The 20,792-nt window shown below is 62.1% G+C and carries 20 protein-coding genes; 7 read left to right on the forward strand and 13 right to left on the reverse strand.

All coding sequences use genetic code 11. The features are described from left to right. The first annotated feature begins 123 nt into the window (after positions 1 to 123). Both rpsA and QWY79_RS13870 read left to right on the forward strand, forming a co-directional pair. A complete protein-coding gene (rpsA, locus tag QWY79_RS13865; RefSeq protein WP_290273956.1) occupies positions 124 to 1,803 on the forward strand; it encodes a 30S ribosomal protein S1 in 1,680 nt (559 codons plus the stop codon). 327 nt (positions 1,804 to 2,130) lie between these two features. Continuing rightward, positions 2,131 to 2,520 carry a histone-like nucleoid-structuring protein, MvaT/MvaU family gene (locus tag QWY79_RS13870; protein WP_290273959.1) on the forward strand — a complete coding sequence of 130 codons (390 nt, stop codon included), beginning with the start codon at positions 2,131 to 2,133 and terminating at the stop codon, positions 2,518 to 2,520. Between the two features lie 118 nt (positions 2,521 to 2,638). Here QWY79_RS13870 and QWY79_RS13875 read toward each other — a convergent pair whose 3' ends face one another. Further along, a complete protein-coding gene (locus tag QWY79_RS13875) occupies positions 2,639 to 3,499 on the reverse strand; it encodes a helix-turn-helix transcriptional regulator (protein WP_290273962.1) in 861 nt (286 codons plus the stop codon). Positions 3,500 to 3,796: 297 nt separating this feature from the next. Between QWY79_RS13875 and QWY79_RS13880 the strand changes: the two genes are divergently transcribed. Further along, positions 3,797 to 4,084: a hypothetical protein gene (locus tag QWY79_RS13880; protein WP_290273965.1), complete on the forward strand. Its 288-nt coding sequence runs from the start codon at positions 3,797 to 3,799 to the stop codon at positions 4,082 to 4,084. Between the two features lie 24 nt (positions 4,085 to 4,108). Here QWY79_RS13880 and QWY79_RS13885 read toward each other — a convergent pair whose 3' ends face one another. From QWY79_RS13885 to QWY79_RS13900, 4 genes are read right to left on the reverse strand one after another with little or no spacing between them, the layout of a single operon-like run. Then, the gene (locus tag QWY79_RS13885; RefSeq protein ID WP_290273967.1) at positions 4,109 to 4,984 is read right to left on the reverse strand and encodes a DNA replication terminus site-binding protein; all 876 of its coding nucleotides are present in this window, start codon (positions 4,982 to 4,984) and stop codon (positions 4,109 to 4,111) included. A gap of 5 nt (positions 4,985 to 4,989) precedes the next feature. Then, positions 4,990 to 5,223: a DNA gyrase inhibitor YacG gene (gene yacG, locus QWY79_RS13890; RefSeq protein WP_290273972.1), complete on the reverse strand. Its 234-nt coding sequence runs from the start codon at positions 5,221 to 5,223 to the stop codon at positions 4,990 to 4,992. Between the two features lie 47 nt (positions 5,224 to 5,270). Further along, the gene (coaE, locus tag QWY79_RS13895) at positions 5,271 to 5,909 is read right to left on the reverse strand and encodes a dephospho-CoA kinase (RefSeq protein WP_290273975.1); all 639 of its coding nucleotides are present in this window, start codon (positions 5,907 to 5,909) and stop codon (positions 5,271 to 5,273) included. Then, positions 5,897 to 6,748, reverse strand: a complete 852-nt coding sequence (locus QWY79_RS13900; protein WP_290273978.1) for a prepilin peptidase — start codon at positions 6,746 to 6,748, stop codon at positions 5,897 to 5,899. Before QWY79_RS13900 ends, coaE begins: the two co-directional genes overlap by 13 nt. Before the next feature lie 143 nt (positions 6,749 to 6,891). Between QWY79_RS13900 and nagZ the strand changes: the two genes are divergently transcribed. Together nagZ and QWY79_RS13910 are read left to right on the forward strand one after the other, a co-directional pair. Then, a complete protein-coding gene (nagZ, locus tag QWY79_RS13905) occupies positions 6,892 to 7,905 on the forward strand; it encodes a beta-N-acetylhexosaminidase (protein ID WP_290273982.1) in 1,014 nt (337 codons plus the stop codon). Between the two features lie 31 nt (positions 7,906 to 7,936). Further along, on the forward strand, positions 7,937 to 8,515 hold the full coding sequence (locus QWY79_RS13910; RefSeq protein ID WP_290273987.1) for a hypoxanthine-guanine phosphoribosyltransferase: 579 nt from the start codon (positions 7,937 to 7,939) through the stop codon (positions 8,513 to 8,515). Positions 8,516 to 8,687: 172 nt separating this feature from the next. Here the strand turns inward: QWY79_RS13910 and QWY79_RS13915 are convergent, their stop codons facing one another. The 3 genes from QWY79_RS13915 to rarD form a co-directional block, all read right to left on the reverse strand. Then, entirely contained in the window at positions 8,688 to 9,233 is a 546-nt protein-coding gene (locus tag QWY79_RS13915) for a response regulator transcription factor (RefSeq protein ID WP_290273990.1), read from the reverse strand. A 66-nt stretch (positions 9,234 to 9,299) separates the two neighbouring features. Next, positions 9,300 to 10,571 carry an ATP-binding protein gene (locus tag QWY79_RS13920; RefSeq protein ID WP_290273993.1) on the reverse strand — a complete coding sequence of 424 codons (1,272 nt, stop codon included), beginning with the start codon at positions 10,569 to 10,571 and terminating at the stop codon, positions 9,300 to 9,302. Positions 10,572 to 10,668: 97 nt separating this feature from the next. Then, positions 10,669 to 11,568, reverse strand: coding sequence for an EamA family transporter RarD (gene rarD / locus QWY79_RS13925; protein WP_290273995.1), 900 nt, complete (start codon positions 11,566 to 11,568; stop codon positions 10,669 to 10,671). A gap of 121 nt (positions 11,569 to 11,689) precedes the next feature. Between rarD and QWY79_RS13930 the strand changes: the two genes are divergently transcribed. Together QWY79_RS13930 and QWY79_RS13935 are read left to right on the forward strand one after the other, a co-directional pair. Next, positions 11,690 to 12,514 carry an amidohydrolase gene (locus QWY79_RS13930; protein WP_290273998.1) on the forward strand — a complete coding sequence of 275 codons (825 nt, stop codon included), beginning with the start codon at positions 11,690 to 11,692 and terminating at the stop codon, positions 12,512 to 12,514. Continuing rightward, positions 12,505 to 13,206, forward strand: a complete 702-nt coding sequence (locus tag QWY79_RS13935) for a pseudouridine synthase (RefSeq protein WP_141319380.1) — start codon at positions 12,505 to 12,507, stop codon at positions 13,204 to 13,206. The genes QWY79_RS13930 and QWY79_RS13935 overlap by 10 nt, the downstream gene beginning before the upstream one ends. Here QWY79_RS13935 and QWY79_RS13940 read toward each other — a convergent pair. The 5 genes from QWY79_RS13940 to QWY79_RS13960 all read right to left on the reverse strand — a co-directional run bounded on the left by QWY79_RS13940 (position 13,203) and on the right by QWY79_RS13960 (position 20,771). Continuing rightward, the gene (locus QWY79_RS13940; protein WP_290274005.1) at positions 13,203 to 14,948 is read right to left on the reverse strand and encodes a GGDEF domain-containing protein; all 1,746 of its coding nucleotides are present in this window, start codon (positions 14,946 to 14,948) and stop codon (positions 13,203 to 13,205) included. The genes QWY79_RS13935 and QWY79_RS13940 overlap by 4 nt on opposite strands. A 234-nt stretch (positions 14,949 to 15,182) precedes the next feature. Continuing rightward, positions 15,183 to 16,775, reverse strand: a complete 1,593-nt coding sequence (locus tag QWY79_RS13945) for an ABC transporter ATP-binding protein (RefSeq protein ID WP_290274008.1) — start codon at positions 16,773 to 16,775, stop codon at positions 15,183 to 15,185. Further along, positions 16,768 to 17,850 (reverse strand): ABC transporter permease, encoded by a 1,083-nt coding sequence (locus QWY79_RS13950; protein WP_290274012.1) that lies wholly within the window; start codon positions 17,848 to 17,850, stop codon positions 16,768 to 16,770. Before QWY79_RS13950 ends, QWY79_RS13945 begins: the two co-directional genes overlap by 8 nt. A 2-nt stretch (positions 17,851 to 17,852) precedes the next feature. Further along, positions 17,853 to 18,926 carry a microcin C ABC transporter permease YejB gene (locus tag QWY79_RS13955; protein ID WP_290274016.1) on the reverse strand — a complete coding sequence of 358 codons (1,074 nt, stop codon included), beginning with the start codon at positions 18,924 to 18,926 and terminating at the stop codon, positions 17,853 to 17,855. 24 nt (positions 18,927 to 18,950) lie between these two features. Next, the gene (locus QWY79_RS13960; protein WP_290274019.1) at positions 18,951 to 20,771 is read right to left on the reverse strand and encodes an extracellular solute-binding protein; all 1,821 of its coding nucleotides are present in this window, start codon (positions 20,769 to 20,771) and stop codon (positions 18,951 to 18,953) included. Positions 20,772 to 20,792 lie beyond the last annotated feature (21 nt).

A 20,792-nucleotide genomic window follows, 5' to 3' on the forward strand; every position in this document is an offset into this window, starting at 1 on the left:
CGTGAGCCCGTCCAGGTCGAACCAGCGCCAACATCCCCGAAGGTAGTCTGAAATGGCCCGCACTCGCTGGTGGTGCGGAGGAAGCGACTCCGGTCGCATTCACGTTGATCACGTAGGAACATCATGAGCGAAAGCTTTGCTGAACTGTTTGAACAGTCTCTCCAGGACATCAACATGGAGCCGGGCGCCATCGTCCCGGCTGCTGTTGTCGACATCGAAGGTGACTGGGTCACCGTCAATGCCGGTCTGAAATCCGAAGGTCAGATCCCCGCGGCCCAGTTCCGCGACGAGAATGGCGAACTGACCATCGCCATTGGCGACGAGGTTCACGTCGCTCTGGAAGCCGTCGAGGACGGTTTCGGCGAGACCCGCCTGTCTCGCGAGAAAGCGAAACGCGCCGAGGCGTGGAAGGTTCTGGAAGCAGCCTTCGAAAAGGAAGAGATCGTCAAAGGCGTGATCAACGGCAAGGTCAAGGGCGGTTTCACCGTCGACGTGGATTCCATCCGCGCCTTCCTGCCGGGTTCCCTCGTCGATGTGCGCCCGGTGCGCGACACCACGCACCTCGAGCACAAGGAGCTGGACTTCAAGGTCATCAAGCTCGACCCGAAGCGCAACAACGTGGTGGTGTCTCGCCGTGCCGTGCTCGAAGCGGAAAACAGCGCCGAGCGTGAGGCCCTGCTGGCGACCCTGCAGGAAGGTCAGCAGATCATCGGTATCGTCAAGAACCTGACCGATTACGGTGCCTTCGTCGATCTGGGTGGCGTTGATGGCCTGTTGCACATCACCGACATGGCCTGGAAGCGCATCAAGCATCCGAGCGAGATCGTCTCCGTCGGCGACGAAGTCAATGTCAAGGTGCTGAAGTTCGATCGCGAGCGCAATCGTGTCTCCCTCGGCCTGAAGCAGCTGGGCGAGGATCCCTGGGTGCGTATCAAGGAGCGTTATCCGGAAGGCACCAAGGTGCATGCGACCGTCACCAATCTTACCGACTATGGCTGCTTTGCCGAGCTGGAAGAGGGTGTCGAAGGCCTGGTCCACGTTTCCGAAATGGACTGGACCAACAAGAACATCCATCCGTCCAAGGTTGTTCAGGTCGGCGACGATGTGGACGTCATGGTGCTGGATATCGACGAAGAGCGTCGTCGTATCTCCCTGGGTATCAAGCAGTGCACTGCGAATCCCTGGGAAACCTTCAACGCCCAGTACAACAAGGGCGACCGTGTTTCCGGTACCATCAAGTCGATCACCGACTTCGGTATCTTCATCGGTCTCGAAGGCGGCATCGATGGCCTGGTGCACCTGTCCGACATTTCCTGGACAGACACCGGCGAAGAAGCCGTGCGCAACTTCAAGAAAGGCGATGAAGCGGAAGCCGTCATCCTGTCCATTGATCCCGAGCGCGAGCGCATCTCGCTGGGCATCAAGCAGCTGGACACCGACCCGGTCGCCGAGTTCCTGGCCGTCAATGACAAGGGCTCCATCGTGTCCGGTCGCGTCGTCGAGGTTGACGCCAAGGAAGCTCACGTCGAGCTGGCGACGGATGTCATCGCGGTGCTCAAGGCCTCCGAGATCAGTGCCGATCGCGTCGAGGATGCACGCAACGTGCTCAATGAAGGCGACAGCGTGGAAGCGCGCATCGTCGGCGTCGACCGCAAGAATCGTCAGATCAACCTGTCCGTCAAGGCCAAGGATCAGGATGACACGCGTCGTAACATGAGCAAGCTGCGCGAGCAGGATGCCGAGAGCGGAGATGCTCCGACCACCATCGGTGACCTCATCAAGCAGCAGATGGGTCAGGACTGAACACCACGCTGATCGCGTTGTTCAGCCAAGAGCCTAAAACACCGCCCTTTCGGGGGCGGTGTTTTCTTTTGGGCGGCATTCCGATGATGTTTGACAATAGTCTCGATTTCCAAAACTTTTCGATATGTCTTTATGACGAAGAGTCAGGCGAGTTTTAATTAAGCTTCTGCTTATTTTTGTGTTATTTTGCTTCAGGTTATTAATTAACAGGCTGTCTTTAATACCTCGAATATGAAGTTGCTTTAAAGCCGGAGTTGCTTTGCGACTTGATATCGCGATAAAATCAACACGTCCCGTAGCATCCCATACCCATCTAGGATTCGTAACATGTCCTCACTGCTCAGCAATTACATGCAGAAAGAAGAGCAGCTCAAGCAGCTGCAAGCCGAACTCGACAAGCTCGAAAATGATGAGCGCCTCAAGGCGGAGCTGGAATTCAAGGACAAGCTTCAGTCCCTGATGGCCGAGTTCGGCAAGAGTGCAGCGGATGTCATCGAGCTGCTCGATCCCAAGTCCAGCAATGCCGGCAGCTCCGCCTCGAAAGGCGCCGCGGCAGGCAGCAATGGGCGCCGCAAGCGCAAGCTGAAGATCTACAAGAACCCCAACACCGGGGAAGTGGTCGAAACCCGCGGCGGCAACCAGAAAACACTCAAGGCCTGGAAGGATGAGTTCGGCGCCGAGACAGTCGAGTCCTGGCTGGTTCGCGTCGAAGAGTAAGGCTCAAGCCGCTCGTTCGGCCATAAAGCTCATGACTTGAGTACGGCAAGGCCCTGTCTTCATCGAGAGACAGGGTCATTGTTTGCCGGGGTGGTCCAGGCGTCGCGATGGTCGAGCTTCAGGCGCTTTCGCGAAGGGGTATGCGCAACTCTAGCCCCTGTGAGTGCGGTACCAGCTGGAGAGGGTCACCCTTGAGGACTTCCCCTTCGCCGGAAAAACTGCGGCAACTCATGAAACACATGGCGTCACCGAGCTGACGAACCGTCTCGAGATGCAGACGCGCAATGCGCTGCCTGGGCAAGGACATCAGGCGGAAGGCCGGTGGCAGGGCCAGGTCCATGGCGGCCGCGGATTCGGTCTGGATTCCCAGGTCGAGTCGGGCAGGCGAGGCAATGCGTTGATGGTCCTGCACAATGGCCAGTCGTGAGTGTTGTTCGAGCCCGCCGAGCTCCAGGGGGGCAATGGCGAGGTGCTGTTGCCAGTCGTTGGGTTCGTCCAGCGCCAGCGGGGTGTTGTAGAGTCGAGTCAAGAGCGCATAACTGGCAGGAACTTCGTCGGTCTGGTAAACGAAATGGCACTGGGCTTGTCGAAGTTGAAGTTGCAGGTCGATCTGCCGTTGCCGGCGATAGCGGCGCGGCGTGAGCCCGTGGTGTCGCTGAAAGGCGCGCGTGAAAGCGGAATGGTTACCGTAACTGCACTCTCTGGAAACGTCCCTGACGCTCATCGGGGTTTGCACGAGCAGACGCGCGGCCTTGGCCATGCGCAGTCGGTCGCGGTAGGCACCGGGCGAGATGCCGAACACATCGCGGAAACGACGCCGAATCTGGGAAGGCGAGTAACCGATGCGGTGTGCCAGCTCTTCGAGTCCGGCAGAACTGTTCAGGGTATCCTGCAACCATACTTCCGCCCGCATCATTTCGTGGCTGATCGTATCGGCCCGGGCTGTATGCCACCAGCCGCGAAATCGGTGAGCGGTCATGCCTGCATCATCCATAAGATTCGAGAAAGATCCTTGTAAATGCGTGCCATGATATAAAAACAGTACATTAGCACTTATTAATAATGGCCTTTTATGCCGGTAATTCGCGTGCAAGGCAAGGAGCCTGGCGAAATATGCGCGTTTGAGAGCATTATGTGCGAGTTTTCGGTTGCCGGGCCTTGCAGCTGACATGCTGTAGATTGCCAGAGAGCGTATACTGATCGTCGAGTCGCGACGCTCCTGTCCCAGACTGTTTTACTTCACTTCAAGGCTAGACCTGGAGCCAGTTATTAGCGAATGAAATACCAGAATTCACGAGAACCCCATGATGAACGCGACAAGTTGCGCAAGTTTCGTGAGCTTGACGATGCGTTCGCCGAAGCCCTGCGCAACCTCGATCAGCTCGAGAGTCCGGCCCGGTCTTCCGATCAGGCTGCGTCACAGTCTGCTAAACAGGTGGATGAGCAAGACCGCGAGGTGGCATTCAAACGACAACTGGAGAGCCTGATGCAGGAATACGCTTTGCCGGCCGACAGTGTCAGCGACCTCCTGGCCACCCTCAAATCGCTCGGCAGGATTGCTTGAGGTCCGCCCGATGCCCCGTGGTCGTCATCGAGTGTCGCAGTAGCGATACACTCTGATGCTGGGCAGCAAGGCGGTATCCTCCAGGCGCGCATCGCTGCGCCTGGCGCGGGTGCGTTGCACGGGGGGAGTAGCCGGTGGCTGATTGATGTCCGGCAGCTGACCGCTGGCACTGGGAATGAACAACGGCAAGGCGATATTCATGGCCTTGCGATCATGTCCATCCGCCAGGGGCTCCTTGAAGAACAGGTTGGCTCGCATCAGGGCCGCCTGTTGTTGCACCTGCGCCAGGGGCTCGCTGTCGGGTAGTCCGCCCAGTTTCTCGAGTTGCAGGCGAACATGCGGGGCCTCGGTATCGAGTTCCAGCAGCATGCGCTGTGCATCGTAGACACTGATCCGCTTGATCGAGCGGCCACTGCTGTACCAGGCCAGACGCACTCGTGTGACCTCGGCGTCGGCTGCGGGAATGGCACGCCAGCATTGCTTGAGGTGCAGGCGAGCCAGGCCGGCACCGCTCAGGTGTTCATGCAGGGCAGGCTGGCGGAAGGGTAGCACCGCCTTGATCTCGGGGATCAAGCCAGGTACCTCACGCCGTATTTCGGCTATCAGGTCGCCCAGATGGCGCTTGGCCACATTGACTTCCTGTAGCCGTGCCATGACGCCGTCACTGGCGGCGACGATGCCGACATAGCGTCGTGTGCTGCGGCCGTCCTGGCCATCTTCATACCAGTAGTCGAGCAGGGCTCGCTTCAGCCAGTCGGCGTCGGCGTGTGGCGTATCGAACGACCAGGCGGCGGCGCCGGATTGCTGCCATGCATCGACGAGGCAGTGGGTTCGTTCGACCAGTTGATCGAAGGCGGCCTCGAGTTCGGCGAGTAGCCGGTATTCCGGCGCTTGCATCATCCTGGTCACGACTCCGGTGCATCACGATCGGCGCGGGCCAGCATGGCGTCGATATCCGCTTCATCCATGGCGGGCTCGCCGGCGATGCGGTGGGACTCTTCTGCCCAGGCGCCGAGGTCCAGCAGTCGGCAGCGCTTGCTGCAGAAGGGGCGGTAGGGATTCGCCTCCGTCCAGGCGACCTTGTTGCGGCACTGTGGGCAGGCGACTTCCAGAGGTCGGTGGGTCGAGGTGTCGGACATGAGGGTCTCGTCGCGATGTCGGGTGAATGGTGGAATAGCGTGGTGCATCAGTCACGTCGGGGCAATCCCGGCATGTTCCGGTATGCCTGGTCGAGCCGCCGGACCTCGGCGTCCAGGTCGTCCGTGTTGCCATCATTGCGCAGGATATCATCGGCACGAGCGAGTCGTTCCTCGCGGGACATCTGGGCCGCCACAATGGCCCTTGCCTGTGCTTCGTCGACATCGTCGCGTCTGGCCGTGCGTTCGACCTGTACAGACTCCGGTACATCGATGACCAGGCAGCGATCGACCAGCGCATCCTGCCCGGACTCGAACAACAAGGGCGAGATCAGCAGGGCATAGGGCGCCTCCCGCTTGTCGAAGGCTTCCAGCCATTCGCTGAGTCTGGCCCGAATGCGTGGGTGCGTGATGGATTCCAGCCAGTGACGCTCGTCGGCATCGGCGAAGACGATTTCGCGCAAGGCACGACGGTCGAGACAGCCGTCCTCGAGGATCAGGCGTGGGCCATAGCGTTGACGGATTTCGGCCAGGGCCGGTTCCCCCGGGGCCATGATCTCCCTGGCCACATCGTCGGCGTCCACCCAGGGAATGCCGAGTCGCGAGAAGGCCTGGGCGACGGTCGACTTGCCCGAGGCGATGCCGCCGGTCACGCCGATGACAGGGGAACGGTGTGTCAGATCAGCCATTGGAGGTACCACGCCATCAAGGGGTCACCGGCCAGCAGCATCAACCAGCCAGCCATTGCCAGCCAGGGGCCGAAGGGAATGGCCTGGCCACGTTGTTGCGGATCCCGGGCCTGCACGACCAGCCCATAGAGGGTGCCACATACCGCCGCTACCAGCAGCAGAAGGGGAAGATACGACCAGCCCAGCCAGGCACCCAGGGCGGCCATCAGCTTGAAATCGCCATGGCCCATGCCGTGCTTGCCGGTAACCAGGCGGAAGATTCCGTGGAACGTCCAGAGTACCAGATAGCCGAGCATGGCGCCGAGCACGGCATCCGACAGGGCCCATGGTGCCAGCAGCCAGTGATGGAGGAGGCCGGCCCAGAGCAGCGGCAGGGTCAGGATATCCGGCAGCAACTGCAGCCGGATATCGATCACCGCCAGTGCCAGCAAGGTGAGGCAGGCTCCGAGCAGGAAGAGGGCTTCCCAGCTCACGCCATGCAGGATCAGAACGGCCAGGGTGAAGAGCCCGCCGGCGAGTTCCACCAGCGGATACTGGGGACTGATCCGTGCCTGACAGTCGGCGCAGCGGCCACGCAGCATCAGCCAGCCGATCAGCGGCAGCTTGTGCCGCCAGGCGATGGGCGACTCGCACTGTGGACACATCGACCCCGGATGCATGAGGTCGAAGCGTTGTGGTGACTCCGGCTCGAGAGACAGCGCCTCGCGCGCTTCACTGCGCCATTGGCGCATCAGCATCACGGGCAGACGCGTGATGACCACGTTGAGGAAGCTGCCGAGGCTCAAGCCCAGCAGCATGGCCACCAGCCAGAGCAGCCAGGGGGGCAGGGCAGTGTGCATCAAAAACTCCTTGCTTGGCATGCGCCGCATTGTACGGGGTCAGTCGCCTGCTGTCCGCCCGCCATGCCGATCTGAACGTCACGGGCTGTCACCGCGCAGTGGGATGGTCTAGAATCTGGCCTTTATTTCGTCAGGAAGCGACCATGACCCAGACACTTGGACCAGTGATGCTGGATCTGGAAGGCCCTCGGCTGCTCCAGGAAGAACGGGAGATGCTTGGTCATCCGGCGGTCGGCGGCGTCATCCTGTTCGGCCGCAATGTCGAGGACGCTCTCCAGGTGCGCGAGCTCTGTCGCTCGATTCGCCAGGTGCGCCCCGACCTCTTGCTGGCCATCGATCAGGAGGGCGGCCGCGTGCAGCGCCTGCGCCAGGGGGTAACCCGTCTTCCCTCGATGGCGCGCCTGGGACACGAGCATGCGGCGGCTCCCGAAGTCGCTCAGCGCCTGTGTCATGATACCGGCTGGCTGCTGGGCATGGAGATGGCGAGTTGCGGCCTGGACATCAGCTTTGCCCCCGTGCTCGATGTCGACAGCGGCCTTTCCTCGGTCATCGGTGATCGCAGCTTCAGTGGCGATCCCGCCGTGGTCAGCGCACTGGCCGGCGCCTTTGTCGCCGGCCTGCACGAGGCCGGGATGTCGGCGGTCGGCAAGCATTTTCCGGGGCATGGTGGCGTGGCCGCCGATTCTCATCTCGAATTGCCCGAGGATGCGCGCTCCCTGGAGCGCTTGAGAGCCCACGACCTGATTCCGTTTCGCGACCTGGCGGGGCGCCTGGATGGCATGATGCCGGCCCATGTCGTCTACCCCGATTTCGATCACCGCCCGGCTGGCTTCTCGCCGGCCTGGCTGGGAATGCTCCGCGAGTCGCTGGGTTTCAAGGGCACCATCTTCTCCGATGATCTGAGCATGGGCGGTGCCCGCTCCGCCGGTGAGCCCGCCGAGCGGGCGCGTCAGGCTCTCGATGCCGGCTGCGATACGCTGCTGGTGTGCAATGATCGCCAGGCCGCTCTCCAGGTCCTGGCGGCCTGCCAGGGGCAGACATCGCGGCGCACCGGCAAGCTGCGCTATGGTCGAGCCCGGCCGGATCTGGATGCCCTGGGCGCCTTGCCCCGCTGGCGACGTCTCCATGCGCGTCTCGAGGCCATGGCTGCCGACTGACGCTCCCTGTTACTGTTATTACGAGCTTTCGATGTCCAAACTCGATCCCGATACCCTCCCGTCCCTTTCCGATATGCAAGCTGTCATGGACAGTGCCGACTGCCTGATTTCGCAGTCGGAAGTCGAGCGTGCGCTGGACCGCATGGCCGATGCGCTGAACCGTGACCTGGGCGATCGGCTGCCGGTATTCTACTGCGTGATGAATGGCGGCCTGATCACCACCGGCCACCTGCTGACTCGCCTGGGCTTCCCACTGGAAGTCGACTACCTCCACGCCACGCGCTACCGAGGGGGAACCCGTGGTGGCGAGCTGTTCTGGCGGGTGTCACCGGAAGTGCCCATGGCGGGGCGCCATGTGGTCATCGTCGATGACATCCTCGATGAGGGCTCGACCCTGGCGGCGATCCTCGATTATTGCCGGCAAGCCGGAGCGGCGAGCATCTCCACGGCGGTGCTGGTCGACAAGCAGCATGATCGCAAGGCGGTCGAAGGACTCAAGGCCGACTATTGCGGCCTGGAAGTCGCCGATCGCTATGTGTTCGGCTTCGGCATGGACTATCAGGGATACTGGCGCAACGCCCCGGGCATCTTTGCGCCCAGTGACATGTAGGCGGTGACAGCGTCTAGGCTTTGTCTGAAAAGTCGACGAGTTAAGGATAGACAAGGCAAAAATCAGCGAAAAAGCGGAGTTTACGAGTTGTAAATGAGCATTTTGATCGGACTCGCGCGCGAGCTGATTTTTAACGCCGTATAGCCGAGCGCAGACAGTTTTCAGACAAAGTCTAGTGTCTGACCGGGCGCTTCTGCAGCTTGCGCTGCAGAGTGCGTCGATGCATGCCCAGCGCCCGCGCAGTGGCCGAGATATTGCCGTCGTGTTCCTGCAGTACCTTCTGTATATGCTCCCAGGTCAGCCGATTGATGGAGGGGGGCGTCTCGGCCACTTCGGCGGCCGGGTCGCCCTGCTCGCGGGATAGCGCGGCGAGTACCTCATCGGCATCGACCGGCTTGCACAGGTAATTGACCGCCCCCAGCTTGATGGCCTCGACGGCGGTGGCGATGCTCGAGTACCCGGTCAGCACGATGATGCGACATTCGGGGATCAGGGCCAGCATTTCCGGCAGCAGCTTGAGTCCCGACTCGTGTTCCAGCTTCAGATCGAGCGTCGCCTGCTCAGGCTGATATTGGCGCGCCAGGTTCATGGCCTCTTCGCCATCGTGAGCGACCAACACCTCGAAACCGCGTCGTGACATGGCGCGGTGCATGACCTGACAGAACATCTCGTCGTCATCGACGATGAGCAGACGTCGTGTGTTTGCCGTCTGTTGCATGGTGTCGTGATCCTCTTGCTTGGCTTGCCGGGTTGTTGCCGTCGGGGTTCGTCGGCGCCTAGACGCCTAGACAGTGGTATCACTGCGCGGCAGGCTGACTTCGGTCAGGGTTCCGCCTTCCGGGTGATTATACAGGCTCACGCCGCCGCCGAAGCGGTTGATCGTGGCGTGGGTCAGGAAGAGGCCGATGCCGAGCCCCTTGCTCTTGGTCGAAACGAAGGTCTCGCCCAGTTGATCGGCGATGGCGAGTTCCACACCGGGGCCATGGTCGCGGATATCGATGACCACGTCGTCCGGGTTCCAGTCCAGCTGGATGACGATATCATCGGGATTGGCATCGGCCGCATTGTTGAGCAGGTTGGTCAAGGCCTGCTCCAGGGTGGTGTCGACGGCGATACGTGGCTGGCCACGTCGTTCGGCGATGCTCAGTCGATAGGCCACATCGGGGCGCAGCACCAGCCAGCGTTGTATCACGCTCTCCAGCCACTCCCTGGCATCGCGTACCTCGGCCTCGGCCATGCGCCGCCGGTCGGCATTGTCGACCAGGTGACGCAGGCGCGACTTACAGGTATCCACCTGTTCACGCAGCAGCTCGATGTCGCGGTTCAATTGTGGGTCGTCGCCGGCATCCTCGCGCATCTCGCTCAACAGCACGGCCATGGTCGACAAGGGGGTCCCCAGTTCATGGGCGGTGCCGGCGGCCTGGGTGGCCACGGCCAGCACCTGTTCGTTGCGCAGCGCCGATTCCCGTGTGCGTGACAGGGACTGTTCCCGGTTGCGCAGGGCATGCGCCATCTTGTAGATGAAAAAGGTCACGAGGCCCGCCGACAAGGCGAAGTTGAGCCACATGCCGAGGGTGTGCAGGTTCAGTCCGGTTTCCGCATGCGGGATGCCCAGTTGTGGTACCGGGTGATAGAAGAACATCAGGAAGCTGTAGCCGGCCATGCCGGCCGATGCCACCGTCCAGGCATGGCGCCAGGGCAGGGTGGCGGCGGCGATGGTTACCGGAACCAGGTAGTAGCCGATGAAGGGGTTGGTGGAGCCGCCGATCAGATAGAACAGTAGCGTCAACCCGGCCATGTCGGCCAGCAGGTGGGTCAGGTACTCGCCGTGAGTGACCGTCCAGGGGCGCCCGAGGCGCCACCAGGTGGTGATGTTGATCAGGCTCATGCCGGTCATCACGGCAATCACGGCCGGAATGTCCAGGGCGAAGTCGAGCACTGCGATGCCGATGACGACGCCGATGAGAAACCCCGTCCAGGTAATGCCGCGCACGATGGTCAGGCGCACCAGGTTGCGGTTGGGGGTCGATAGCGGTAGTGGCAGTGGGGCTTGCATGTCGGCTCCGCGATCAGGTCAGGCCATGAGGGTAACCGCTCGACCGGCGAATCGGCATCTCAGCCGGCGCCCAATCGCCCCGGCATTCCTGACCACGTCAGGACTCCTGTGGCCGATTCTGCCAGGCCGTCCATGAGTAGAGTGCCAGGCCACACCAGATCAGCATGAATGTGGCCAGCTGCGCCGGTGTCAGCGGCTCGTTGAACACTACCAGGGCGATCAGGAATTGAATGCTCGGGTTCAGGTACATGAGAAAGCCCAGGGTGCCGAGTCGCAGACGACGTGCCGCGCCGGCAAAGGCCAGCAAGGGCAGGGCGGTGATCACGCCACTGGCGATCAGCAACAGGGTGCTGCGGTGGTCGGCGAGGAAGTGCGACATGCCGAGTTCGCTGAGCCATGCCAGCGCCAGGAGACCGAAGGGCATGAGCAGCAGTGTCTCGACCAGCAGGCCGGACAGGCCGTCCAGCGGCACCTGCTTGCGCAGCAGCCCATAGGTGCCGAAAGAGAAGGCCAGGGCCAGGCTGATCCAGGGCACCTCCCCGAGCATCATCAGCTGGATGGCGATGGCCACGCCGGCCAGCGCCACAGCGACGCCCTGGAGGGGCAGCATGCGTTCCCGCAGCACCAACATGCCCAGCAGGACGTTGATCAATGGCGTGAGGAAATAGCCCAGGCTGGCCTGCAGTACCTGGCGGGTTTCCACGGCATAGATGTACAGCCCCCAGTTGGCACCGATGAGAACCGCACAGGCCAGAACGCGCCCCAGACGCCGGGGGTGCCGCAGGGCGGCGCTGACCGGTGACCAGCGACGCATCAGTGTGACCAGGCCCATGAGAAAGACACATGACCACAGCACGCGATGGATGAGCACCTCATAGGCGGGGATGCCCTCGAAGAGGGCAAAAAACAGCGGGAAACAGCCCCACATCAGGTAGGCGGCGAGGCCGAAGCCGACCCCCTTGCTGGCATCGGGGGAAACGGAGTGAGTCCTTGGCATGGTAAGCTTCCTAAGAATGTCGGTTCCATCATAGTGCCACTGCCGGCATCATGCCATGGCTGCGCCCTTTGGGTGACTCAGTTAGGCTATGACCATACCCGAACCAATCAGGGAGCCTGGTATGAGTGAATTGCGAACGACCCTGGTGCAGTGCGACCTGCGCTGGGAGGATCCCGATGCCAACTGCCGGATGCTCGAACAAACCCTTGGGGATCTCGGTGGCGAGCAGACCGACCTGATCGTTCTGCCCGAAATGTTTGCCACCGGTTTCACCATGAACTCGCGCGAAATGGCCGAACCCATGGACCACAGCGCGACTGTCGCGTGGATGCGTGATCAGGCGCAGCAGCGCGGCTGCGTAGTGACCGGCAGTGTGGCGGTCAGTGCCGGGGACGCCTGCTTCAATCGCCTGATCTGGGCGCGCCCCGATGGCAGCCTGGTCCATTATGACAAGCGCCATCTGTTTCGCATGGCCGGCGAACACGAGCGTTATGCGATGGGGCCTGAACGTGTCGTGGTCGAGCTCAAGGGCTTCCGGATCCTGCTCAGTGTCTGCTATGACCTCAGGTTCCCGGTGTGGCTGCGTCAGCAACCGGCATCCGGCGAACACTTCGAGTATGATGCGCTGCTGTGCGTTGCCAACTGGCCGGCGCCGCGTCGTCACGCCTGGCGTATCCTGCTGCAGGCACGAGCGATCGAGAACCTGTGTCCGGTGATCGGCGTCAACCGGGTCGGCGAGGATGCCAAGGGCCTCGGCTACGCGGGTGATTCCATGCTGCTCGATGCCAAGGGCGAGGCCCTGGTGGACGAGCCCCGTGATGAGCCCTTCGTGCACACGGCCTGCCTGTCCCTGCAGGAACTACAGGCCTTTAGAGACAAGTTTCCATCCTGGATGGATGCCGACCATTTCACCCTGACCGACGGAGTCGGCAACGCATGCGATTAGACCGATTTCTGGCCGAGAGTACCGAGTTGACGCGTGGCCTGGCCAAGCGGGCGTTGTTGCGCGGCGAGGTAAACGTCAATGGCCAGCTGGAAAAGAAGGCCGCGCGCCATGTCCAGCCCAATGATGATGTCACCTGGCTGGGTGAAACGCTGGCGCTGATCGGCAATCGCTACATCATGCTGCACAAGCCGCAGGGCGTGGAGTGCACGTCGCGGCGGGAATTCTACCCGAGGGCGGTGGACCTGCTGGATGTCGCCAAGTCCGAGCGCTTGCAGCCGGTCGGCCGGCTGGATGTCGACACTACCGGGCTGTTGCTGATCAGCGATGATGGACAATGGTCACATCGTGTCACCTCGCCTCGGCACCAGTGTGCCAAGGTGTATGTAGCGACCCTGGCCCGGCCACTCGAGGGAACCACGGCGCAACGCGCTGTGCGGGCCTTTGCCGAGGGCATACGGCTGGAGGGCGAGACATCGGCGACCCGTCCTGCCGAGCTGGAGTGCCTGGATCCGTTTCGCGTCCGACTGACCATCCACGAAGGTCGCTATCATCAGGTGCGGCGCATGATCGCCGCCATCGGCAATCATGTAGAGGCACTGCACCGCCAGTCGGTGGGCGAGCTGACACTGGACGATGCGCTGGCACCCGGTGAATGGCGAGAGCTCGATGCCGGGGAAGTGGCGCTCTTCTAGGTGTAGACATGGGACCTTGCGCGCCCGGCCAGCTTGGCGCTGTAGAGGGCCTTGTCGGCGAGACCCAGTAGCGCTTGAGGATCATCGACATGCTGCGGGAAGGAAGCGATGCCGCATGAAACGGTGATGGGTCCCATGGTGGTTCCCTGATGGACGTGCAGGGTGTCGGACAGGATGTCGAGCAGCTCGTCGGTACGCTGCTGAACGCCGCCGGCCTCCGTGTGATACAGCAGGATGGCAAACTCCTCGCCGCCCAGTCGGCAGATGACATCGGCCTCGCGGAAGTGCTGCTTGAGCTGGCTGGCGATGTTGACCAGGACGTAGTCTCCCGCCTCGTGACCATACTGATCATTGATGCGCTTGAAGTGATCGATGTCGATCATGACCAGTGTCAGCGGGGACTGTTGGCGCATGGCCTGTGCCGACGCTTTCTCGAGTATGTCGGTAAAATAGCGACGGTTATAGAGGCCGGTCAGGGGGTCTGTGTAGGAATAGACCTCGAGCCTGCGAATCAATGTCTGCAGTTCCCCGGTGCGCTGCGCCACCTCTTGCTCCAGCCGCAGGTTCAGGGCCTTGAACTCCTGTTGAGTCCGCTTGTATTCGAACAGCGAGATCACCACGATCACGATGGAGAACACCAGGGCGCCGGCACTGACGGGCACGCGTCCCCAGGGAAGCAGACCATGGGCGACGGCCATGTCCGCTATCAGCAGCAGGCTGAAGACGCCATGCGTGGCCAGAATGGCTTTCTGCTCATCGTCGAGAGTCTTCAGTCGTGGCAGGATGATCGCTGCCATCAGCACCAGGCTCATCAGCAACAAGCCATCGAAAACCGGATAGGTGATGGCCAGGCTGATCCAGCCAAGCGAGGCTGCACCCAGGGCGATCACCCAATACGCCAGGTGCAACTGCCAGATACGGCGAATGAGTCGTAGGCGGGTATCCCGGTACCACTGCTCCACGAGCAATCCCAGGGCCACGGGCAGCAGGAAATAACCACCGGCGGCCAGATAATTCCACATCAAGGGGGCGTCGATCAGTAACTGACTGGCTTGCGTCTCGGCCAGGATCATGCTGCCCGAGGCCAGCGAAAACAGGGCGATGGGGGCCAGCTGGTGGCGTTTGCCGGGCTGGATGGTGGTAAATACGCCCGTCAGTAGAGCGAGGAGCAGGCAGATCATGCTGATGCCGAGGTCGATCGCCGAATGGCGCAACACATAGCCGAACAGCTCGGCGCGTTCCATGATCTTGATCTCGCCCCACAGGCCGATATCGGTATAGTCGGAATAGACGCGAAAATACATCGGCTGACCGGCAAAGTCGGGCGGCAGCTCGATCATGTGCCATGGCCAGCCGGCGAAATGGCCCTGGCCATCGGCGTCGAATTCACCGAACCGGTAGTGGCGTTGCCCCTCCAGGTAGGCCTCCAGCAGGAGGTCGACACTGTAGATATACAGCACAGGGTCGCGCCAGCTTCCCTCCGACGGCAATGTCGTCTTGAACCAGGCATGGCGATTGCCGTCGCGCCCGGGTGGGTTGGAGGGAAAGTTGATGGCCTGCCAGCCTCTCGGATCCTGACCTTGCGCCCAGGCCGGGCTGCCATCTGCCGAGACAGGGGAATCCCCCCAACGAAACTGCCAGCCTTCAGACAGCGTCACGTCAGACGCCTGTGTCGCCAGCGTGAATATGACAAGACCCCAGAACAGTATGCACTGCCCCAGCAACCCGGTTGAGCGGCTCATTATTTGGAATGTCCCTGCGTGACTCTGGAAGCCAGTATAGGCAGGACAGTCTTCGGAGCCGTTTGTGCCGTTTTAACGCTTTAGTGCTTTCTTTATGAGCTTGTTATGAATTTATACCGTTATCTTGTTATCGGGCCTCTACTATCTGCTACGTTGATTTCATCATGCGCCGGGGAAGGTGCTGGATGGCGCGCCGGTCCCTTCAGGAAGCAGGCCCGCTGTTTGGGGTCGCCATCACTCGGATGAGGCGGCGAGCCCGGCGGCTTTAACCAGAGCACGGGTGTAGTCGCGGGCCGGGCTCTCCAGTACATCGCGGCAGTTGCCGTGCTCGACCACGACCCCATCCTTGAGTACCAGCAGGCGATGTGCCATGGCACGTACGACCGCCAGGTCGTGACTGATGAACAGATAACTGATGCCGCGCTTGCGCTGCAGCTCACGCAACAGCGTGACCAACTGGGCTTGGACGCTACGGTCCAGAGCCGATGTCGGCTCGTCGAGAACGATCAGCTCGGGTTCCATAATGATGGCCCGGGCGACGGCGATTCGCTGGCGCTGGCCGCCGGAGAATTCATGTGGATAGCGCGCGGCACAGCCCTCGGGCAGGCCGACTTCCTGGAGGGTCGCGGCGACGCGCTGTGCCACCGTCGCCGGGCTCAGTTCGGGATGATGAAACCGCAAGCCTTCGCTGATGATGTCGGCGACCGGCATGCGGGGCGAGAGAGAGCCGAAGGGATCCTGGAAGACGACCTGGAAGCGCCGCCGCTGACGACGCATGTCGCGTTGGCCCAGTTGGTCGAGGCGGACGCCATCGAAGTCGATTTCCCCCTGCGAGGGAACCAGGCGCAACAAGGCCTGGGCGAGGGTACTCTTGCCTGACCCGGACTCGCCGACAATGCCCAGGGTTTCCCCGGGGGATACCTGTAGATCCAGCGGTTGGAGCGCTGCAAAAGGTGGAGGGCGCCGTTGAAACAGCTTCTTGGGTCGCTGGAAGTCGACGCTGAGCCCTGTGGCCTGCAGGAGCAACCGGGAGCTCGCTACCGGTGCCGGTCGGCCGCTTGGCTCGGCATCCAGCAGGGCTCGTGTATAGTCGCTCCGGGGTCTGGTGAAGACGTCACGGACCGCGCCGCTTTCCTGCATGCGGCCCTGATGCATGACGCAGACCCGGTCGGCATGGTGACGCACCAGGTTGAGGTCATGGGTGATGAACAGCATCCCCATGCCGTGCTCGTCGCGCAGTTCGGCGAGAAGCGACAGGATTTCCTGCTGTACCGTGACATCCAGTGCCGTCGTGGGTTCGTCGGCGATCAACAGGCGGGGATGGTTGGCGATGGCCATGGCGATCATCACCCGCTGGCGCTGCCCGCCCGATAGCTGATGCGGCCAGGTGTCGAGCAGTTCGGCCGCTCTGGGCAGCTGTACCCGTTCGAGCAGCTCCCGGGCGCGCTTGCGAGCCGATTGTCCGGTGAGTCCCTGGTGCAGCCGCAGCACTTCGCCGATCTGCTTGCCGATATTGTGCAGGGGGTTGAGCGAGGTCATCGGCTCCTGAAAGATGAACCCGACCCGTGAACCGCGAATGCCTTGCCAGTCGCGCTGTGTCAGGCCCTCCAGTTGCTGCCCGGCGAGTCGGCGGGAGCCGCGAATGGCGGCGTTGGCGGGCAGGAGCCCCATGGCCCCGAGGGCCGAGACGGACTTCCCGGAACCGGATTCGCCGACGAGTGCCAGCGTCTCGCCATGATGGACTTCCAGTGACAGGTCCTCGACGACGGCGGTGCCGTCGAAGGCGATATGCAACTGGTCGAGCTGGAAAAGCGGCTGATCAGTCATCGTCCGGGGTCCTCGTGCCGGCCTGGCCGCCGGCATGTTGAATGTGGCGCGGATCGAAGGCGTCACGTAGCCCCTCGCCGATGAAGACCAGCAGCGACAGCATGATCGACAGTGTCATGAAGGCGGCAATGCCCAGCCAGGGTGCCTGGAGGTTGTTCTTGCCCTGGGCCACGAGTTCACCCAGGGAGGGCGAGCCGGGCGGCAGGCCGAAGCCGAGAAAGTCCAGGGCGGTCAGCGTGGTGATACCGCCAGTGAACAGAAAGGGAATGAAGGTCAGGGTGGCGACCATGGCATTGGGCAGGACATGGCGCCACATGATCAGGTGCGATGGCAGGCCCATGGCGCGAGCGGCGCGCACGTACTCCAGGTTGCGGGCGCGCAGGAACTCGGCGCGCACCACATCGACCAGTCCCAGCCAGGAAAACAGCAACATGATACCCAGCAGCCACCAGAGGTTGGGTTCGACCATGCTGGCCAGGATGATCAGCAGGAAGAGCACGGGAAGTCCCGACCAGATCTCGGTGAGACGCTGGCCGATCAGGTCGACCTTGCCGCCGAAATAGCCCTGTATGCCGCCGATCAATACGCCCAGCACCAGCGAGCCGATGGTCAGGACCAGGGCAAAGACCACCGACAGGCGAAAACCATAGATGACGCGGGCCAGCACGTCGCGACCCTGATCATCCGTGCCCAGCCAGTGTTTGCCATCGGGCGGCGAGGGCGCGGGGTGGTCGAGCCCCATGTCGAGCGTATCGTAGGAGTAGGGTATCGGCGCCCACAGCATCCAGCCATCGGCCTCGATGGTGTCCCGTGTATGGGAATCGCGGTAATCCGCCGGTGTGGGCAGAAAGCCGCCGAACTCGCTGTCGGGATAATCGACCAGAAGCGGGACATACCAGTCGCCCTGGTACTGCATGAGCAAGGGCTTGTCGTTGGCGACCAGCTCGGCCCCCAGGCTGATCACGAACAGGGCCAGAAAGACCCAGAGCGATACCCGGGCCCGGCGATTGTGGCGAAACACCGCCAGTCGACGCCGGCTGATGGGAGACAGGCGTGAGCGCATGACATCCAGCATGATCAGGACTCCCGCGTCTCGAAGTCGATGCGTGGATCGACCCACACATAGGTCAGGTCGGAGACCAGCTTCAGCACCAGGCCGATCAGCGTATACAGATAAAGGGTGCCGAAGATCACGGGATAGTCGCGTTGCATGACGGCCTCGAAGCCGAGCAGGCCCAGGCCATTGAGCGAGAAGATGACCTCGATCAGTAGGGCGCCGGTAAAGAAGATGCCGATCAGGGCCGAGGGTAACCCGGCGATGATGATCAGCATGGCATTGCGGAACACATGACCGTACAGCACGCGGCGATCACTGGCGCCCTTGGCACGGGCCGTGAGTACGTATTGCTTGTGAATTTCGTCCAGGAAGCTGTTCTTGGTCAGCATCGTCAGCGTGGCGAAGCTGCCGATCGCCGAGGCCAGCACCGGCAGGCTGATATGCCAGAAATAGTCCTTGATCTTGCCCAGTGTGGAGAGTTCGTCGAAATCCGGTGATGTCAGGCCACGCAGCGGGAAGATATCCCAGTAGCTGCCGCCCGCGAAGAGCACGATCAACAGGATGGCAAACAGGAAGCCGGGGATGGCATAGCCGACGATGACGATGCCCGAGCTCCAGACATCGAACCGCGAACCATGGCCCAGTGCCTTGCGGATCCCCAGGGGAATCGAGATCAGGTAGACCAGCAGGGTGGTCCAGAGCCCCAGGGAGATCGACACCGGCAGGCGTTCGAGGATCAGGGCCGTGACGGGCTCGCCGCGGAAGAAGCTCTCGCCGAGGTCGAAAGTGGCGTAGTCAACCAGCATGCCGAAAAAGCGTTGCGGTGCCGGCTCGTCGAAGCCGAACTGCTGTTCCAGGCGCTGGACGAGCTGGTCCGGTACGCCGCGACTGGACCTCGATTCGTCGCCTTGCACGACCTCGCCACCACCACTTTCGAGGCGCGTGCTGGACTGTGACGACAGCCCCTCGAAGCGGGCCAGCATCTGATCGATGGGTCCGCCGGGAGCGGCCTGCACGATGATGAAATTGAGCAACAGGATTCCCAGCAGGGTGGGAATCATCAATAACAGGCGGCGCAGCGTATAGGCGGCCACGGCAACTCCTCCAGCAGGGGCGTATCAGCCGCCGCTCTGGCGGGCCTCGACCTCGCGTGCACGTTGCGGGTCGATCCACCAGGCGTCGAGGTCCAGGCTGTATTGCGGAAAGGGTTCCTGCCAGGCCAGCTTATCCCAGAAAGCCAGTCGAGTGGCGGGAAGATGCCATTGGGGTATTACATAGAAGCCCCAACGCAGTACGCGATCCAGGGCACGGGCGGCCGTATCCAGGTCGCTGCGCGTGTCGGCGGCAATCAGGCTGTCGACCAGCTCGTCGATGACCGGGCTTTGCAGGCCGATGAGATTGCGACTCTGCGGTGCATCGGCGTAGTCGCTGCCCCAGTACTCACGCTGCTCATTGCCGGGGCTGGCCGATTGGGGAAAGCTGCCTACCACGATATCGAAATCGAAGTTGCGCAAGCGGTTCAGGTACTGGTTGACGTCAACGACACGAATCTTGCCCTGGATGCCCAGACGTTCGAGATTCTGCAGCAAGGGTTGAACGACCCGTTCGAAGCGGCTGTCATGCAGCAGCACCTCGATGCGCAGGGGCTCGCCACCGGGCTTGAGCAGTTGTCCGTCCTGATAGCGGTAGCCCGCTGCCGAGAGTTTTTCATGGGCCAGCTTGAGGCGCTCGCGCGGATCCTGGGGCCGCTCCATGGGCAGGGGGGCGGCGAAGACCCGCTCGGGCAGGGCGTCGCGATGCGGCTCGAGCAATGCCAGCTCGCCGTCGCCGGGCAGCCCTTCGGCCGCCATCTGCGAATTGGCGAAATAGCTGTGGGTGCGCTCGTAGGCCCCGTAGAAGAGGTTCTTGTTGAGCCACTCGAAGTTGAAGGCCAGGTTCAACGCCTCGCGAAGCTGGATATCCTGGAACTTGTCCCGCCGCAGGTTCATCACATAGGCCTGCATGCCGGCGGGCTGGCCATCGGGGATCTCGAGGCGCTCGACGAAGCCCTGGTTGGCGGCGGGGAAGTCGTAGCCGGTCGCCCAGTTGCTCGCCGTGGCGCCGATGCGCAGGTCCAGATTGCCTGCCTTGAAGGCCTCCATGGCCACGGAAGCATCCCGATAATAGTCATAGATCAAGCGGCCGATGTTATGGCGTCCCCGATTGACCGGCAGATCCTTGCCCCAGTAATCCTCGACGCGTTCATAGACGATGCGACGACCGGGGTCGACCTTGGCGATCCGATACGGGCCCGAACCGAGCAGGGCGTCGCGGGTCGGGCTGGTGAAGTCACGATCTTCCCAATAGTGGGCTGGTAGTACCGGCATCTGGCCGAGAATCAAGGGCAGTTCACGGGATTCGCTGTCGGCGAGGTCAAAATGCACGGTATCGTCATCTACTGCGTGCACGTCCTCGACATCCGCATAGTAGGCGCCATAGAAGGGGCGACCGTGCTCGACCAGGGTATTGAAGCTGAAAAGGACATCTTCGGCTGTCACCGGTGTGCCATCATGGAAACGTGCCTCCGGATGAAGGTCGAACTCGACCCATTGGCGATCCGGATCAAGACGAATGCCCGAGGCCAGCAGGCCGTACATGGTAAAGGGCTCGTCGGGACCCTGGGTCAGCAGGGTGTCGTAGGTATGGCTGAGTCCGGCGGCCGGGGTTCCCTGGATGATATACGGATTGGTGGAATCGAAGCTGCTGCCGTTGGCGGCACGACTCAGGCTGCCACCGACGGGAGCATCGGGATTGGCGTGGGGAAAATGCTGGAACCCCTCGTCGAGGGCGGGGTCACCGTATAACGCCAGAGCGTGTCGTGTCGGGACATCGGCTGGTTCGGCCGCCATGGCGGCCCCGCTGGCCACGGCCACGAACATCGGCAGGAGCAGTCGACTCATGAGATGGTCCTTTCCGGGATC

It is taken from the genome of Halomonas sabkhae, assembly GCF_030409265.1.
Lineage (GTDB): Bacteria > Pseudomonadota > Gammaproteobacteria > Pseudomonadales > Halomonadaceae > Halomonas > Halomonas halmophila.

What these genes read in the sequence shown, in the direction of transcription:
- nagZ (WP_290273982.1), top strand. Translation starts at nt 6,892, where the DNA reads ATGACCCAGACACTTGGACCAGTGATGCTGGATCTGGAAGGCCCTCGG.
- coaE (WP_290273975.1), bottom strand. Translation starts at nt 5,909, where the DNA reads ATGGCTGATCTGACACACCGTTCCCCTGTCATCGGCGTGACCGGCGGC.
- QWY79_RS13900 (WP_290273978.1), bottom strand. Translation starts at nt 6,748, where the DNA reads ATGCACACTGCCCTGCCCCCCTGGCTGCTCTGGCTGGTGGCCATGCTG.
- rarD (WP_290273995.1), bottom strand. Translation starts at nt 11,568, where the DNA reads ATGCCAAGGACTCACTCCGTTTCCCCCGATGCCAGCAAGGGGGTCGGC.
- QWY79_RS13945 (WP_290274008.1), bottom strand. Translation starts at nt 16,775, where the DNA reads ATGACTGATCAGCCGCTTTTCCAGCTCGACCAGTTGCATATCGCCTTC.
- QWY79_RS13915 (WP_290273990.1), bottom strand. Translation starts at nt 9,233, where the DNA reads ATGCAACAGACGGCAAACACACGACGTCTGCTCATCGTCGATGACGAC.
- QWY79_RS13935 (WP_141319380.1), top strand. Translation starts at nt 12,505, where the DNA reads ATGCGATTAGACCGATTTCTGGCCGAGAGTACCGAGTTGACGCGTGGC.
- QWY79_RS13920 (WP_290273993.1), bottom strand. Translation starts at nt 10,571, where the DNA reads ATGCAAGCCCCACTGCCACTACCGCTATCGACCCCCAACCGCAACCTG.
- QWY79_RS13930 (WP_290273998.1), top strand. Translation starts at nt 11,690, where the DNA reads ATGAGTGAATTGCGAACGACCCTGGTGCAGTGCGACCTGCGCTGGGAG.
- QWY79_RS13960 (WP_290274019.1), bottom strand. Translation starts at nt 20,771, where the DNA reads ATGAGTCGACTGCTCCTGCCGATGTTCGTGGCCGTGGCCAGCGGGGCC.
- QWY79_RS13950 (WP_290274012.1), bottom strand. Translation starts at nt 17,850, where the DNA reads ATGCTGGATGTCATGCGCTCACGCCTGTCTCCCATCAGCCGGCGTCGA.
- QWY79_RS13940 (WP_290274005.1), bottom strand. Translation starts at nt 14,948, where the DNA reads ATGAGCCGCTCAACCGGGTTGCTGGGGCAGTGCATACTGTTCTGGGGT.
- QWY79_RS13870 (WP_290273959.1), top strand. Translation starts at nt 2,131, where the DNA reads ATGTCCTCACTGCTCAGCAATTACATGCAGAAAGAAGAGCAGCTCAAG.
- QWY79_RS13880 (WP_290273965.1), top strand. Translation starts at nt 3,797, where the DNA reads ATGAAATACCAGAATTCACGAGAACCCCATGATGAACGCGACAAGTTG.
- yacG (WP_290273972.1), bottom strand. Translation starts at nt 5,223, where the DNA reads ATGTCCGACACCTCGACCCACCGACCTCTGGAAGTCGCCTGCCCACAG.
- rpsA (WP_290273956.1), top strand. Translation starts at nt 124, where the DNA reads ATGAGCGAAAGCTTTGCTGAACTGTTTGAACAGTCTCTCCAGGACATC.
- QWY79_RS13875 (WP_290273962.1), bottom strand. Translation starts at nt 3,499, where the DNA reads ATGACCGCTCACCGATTTCGCGGCTGGTGGCATACAGCCCGGGCCGAT.
- QWY79_RS13910 (WP_290273987.1), top strand. Translation starts at nt 7,937, where the DNA reads ATGTCCAAACTCGATCCCGATACCCTCCCGTCCCTTTCCGATATGCAA.
- QWY79_RS13885 (WP_290273967.1), bottom strand. Translation starts at nt 4,984, where the DNA reads ATGATGCAAGCGCCGGAATACCGGCTACTCGCCGAACTCGAGGCCGCC.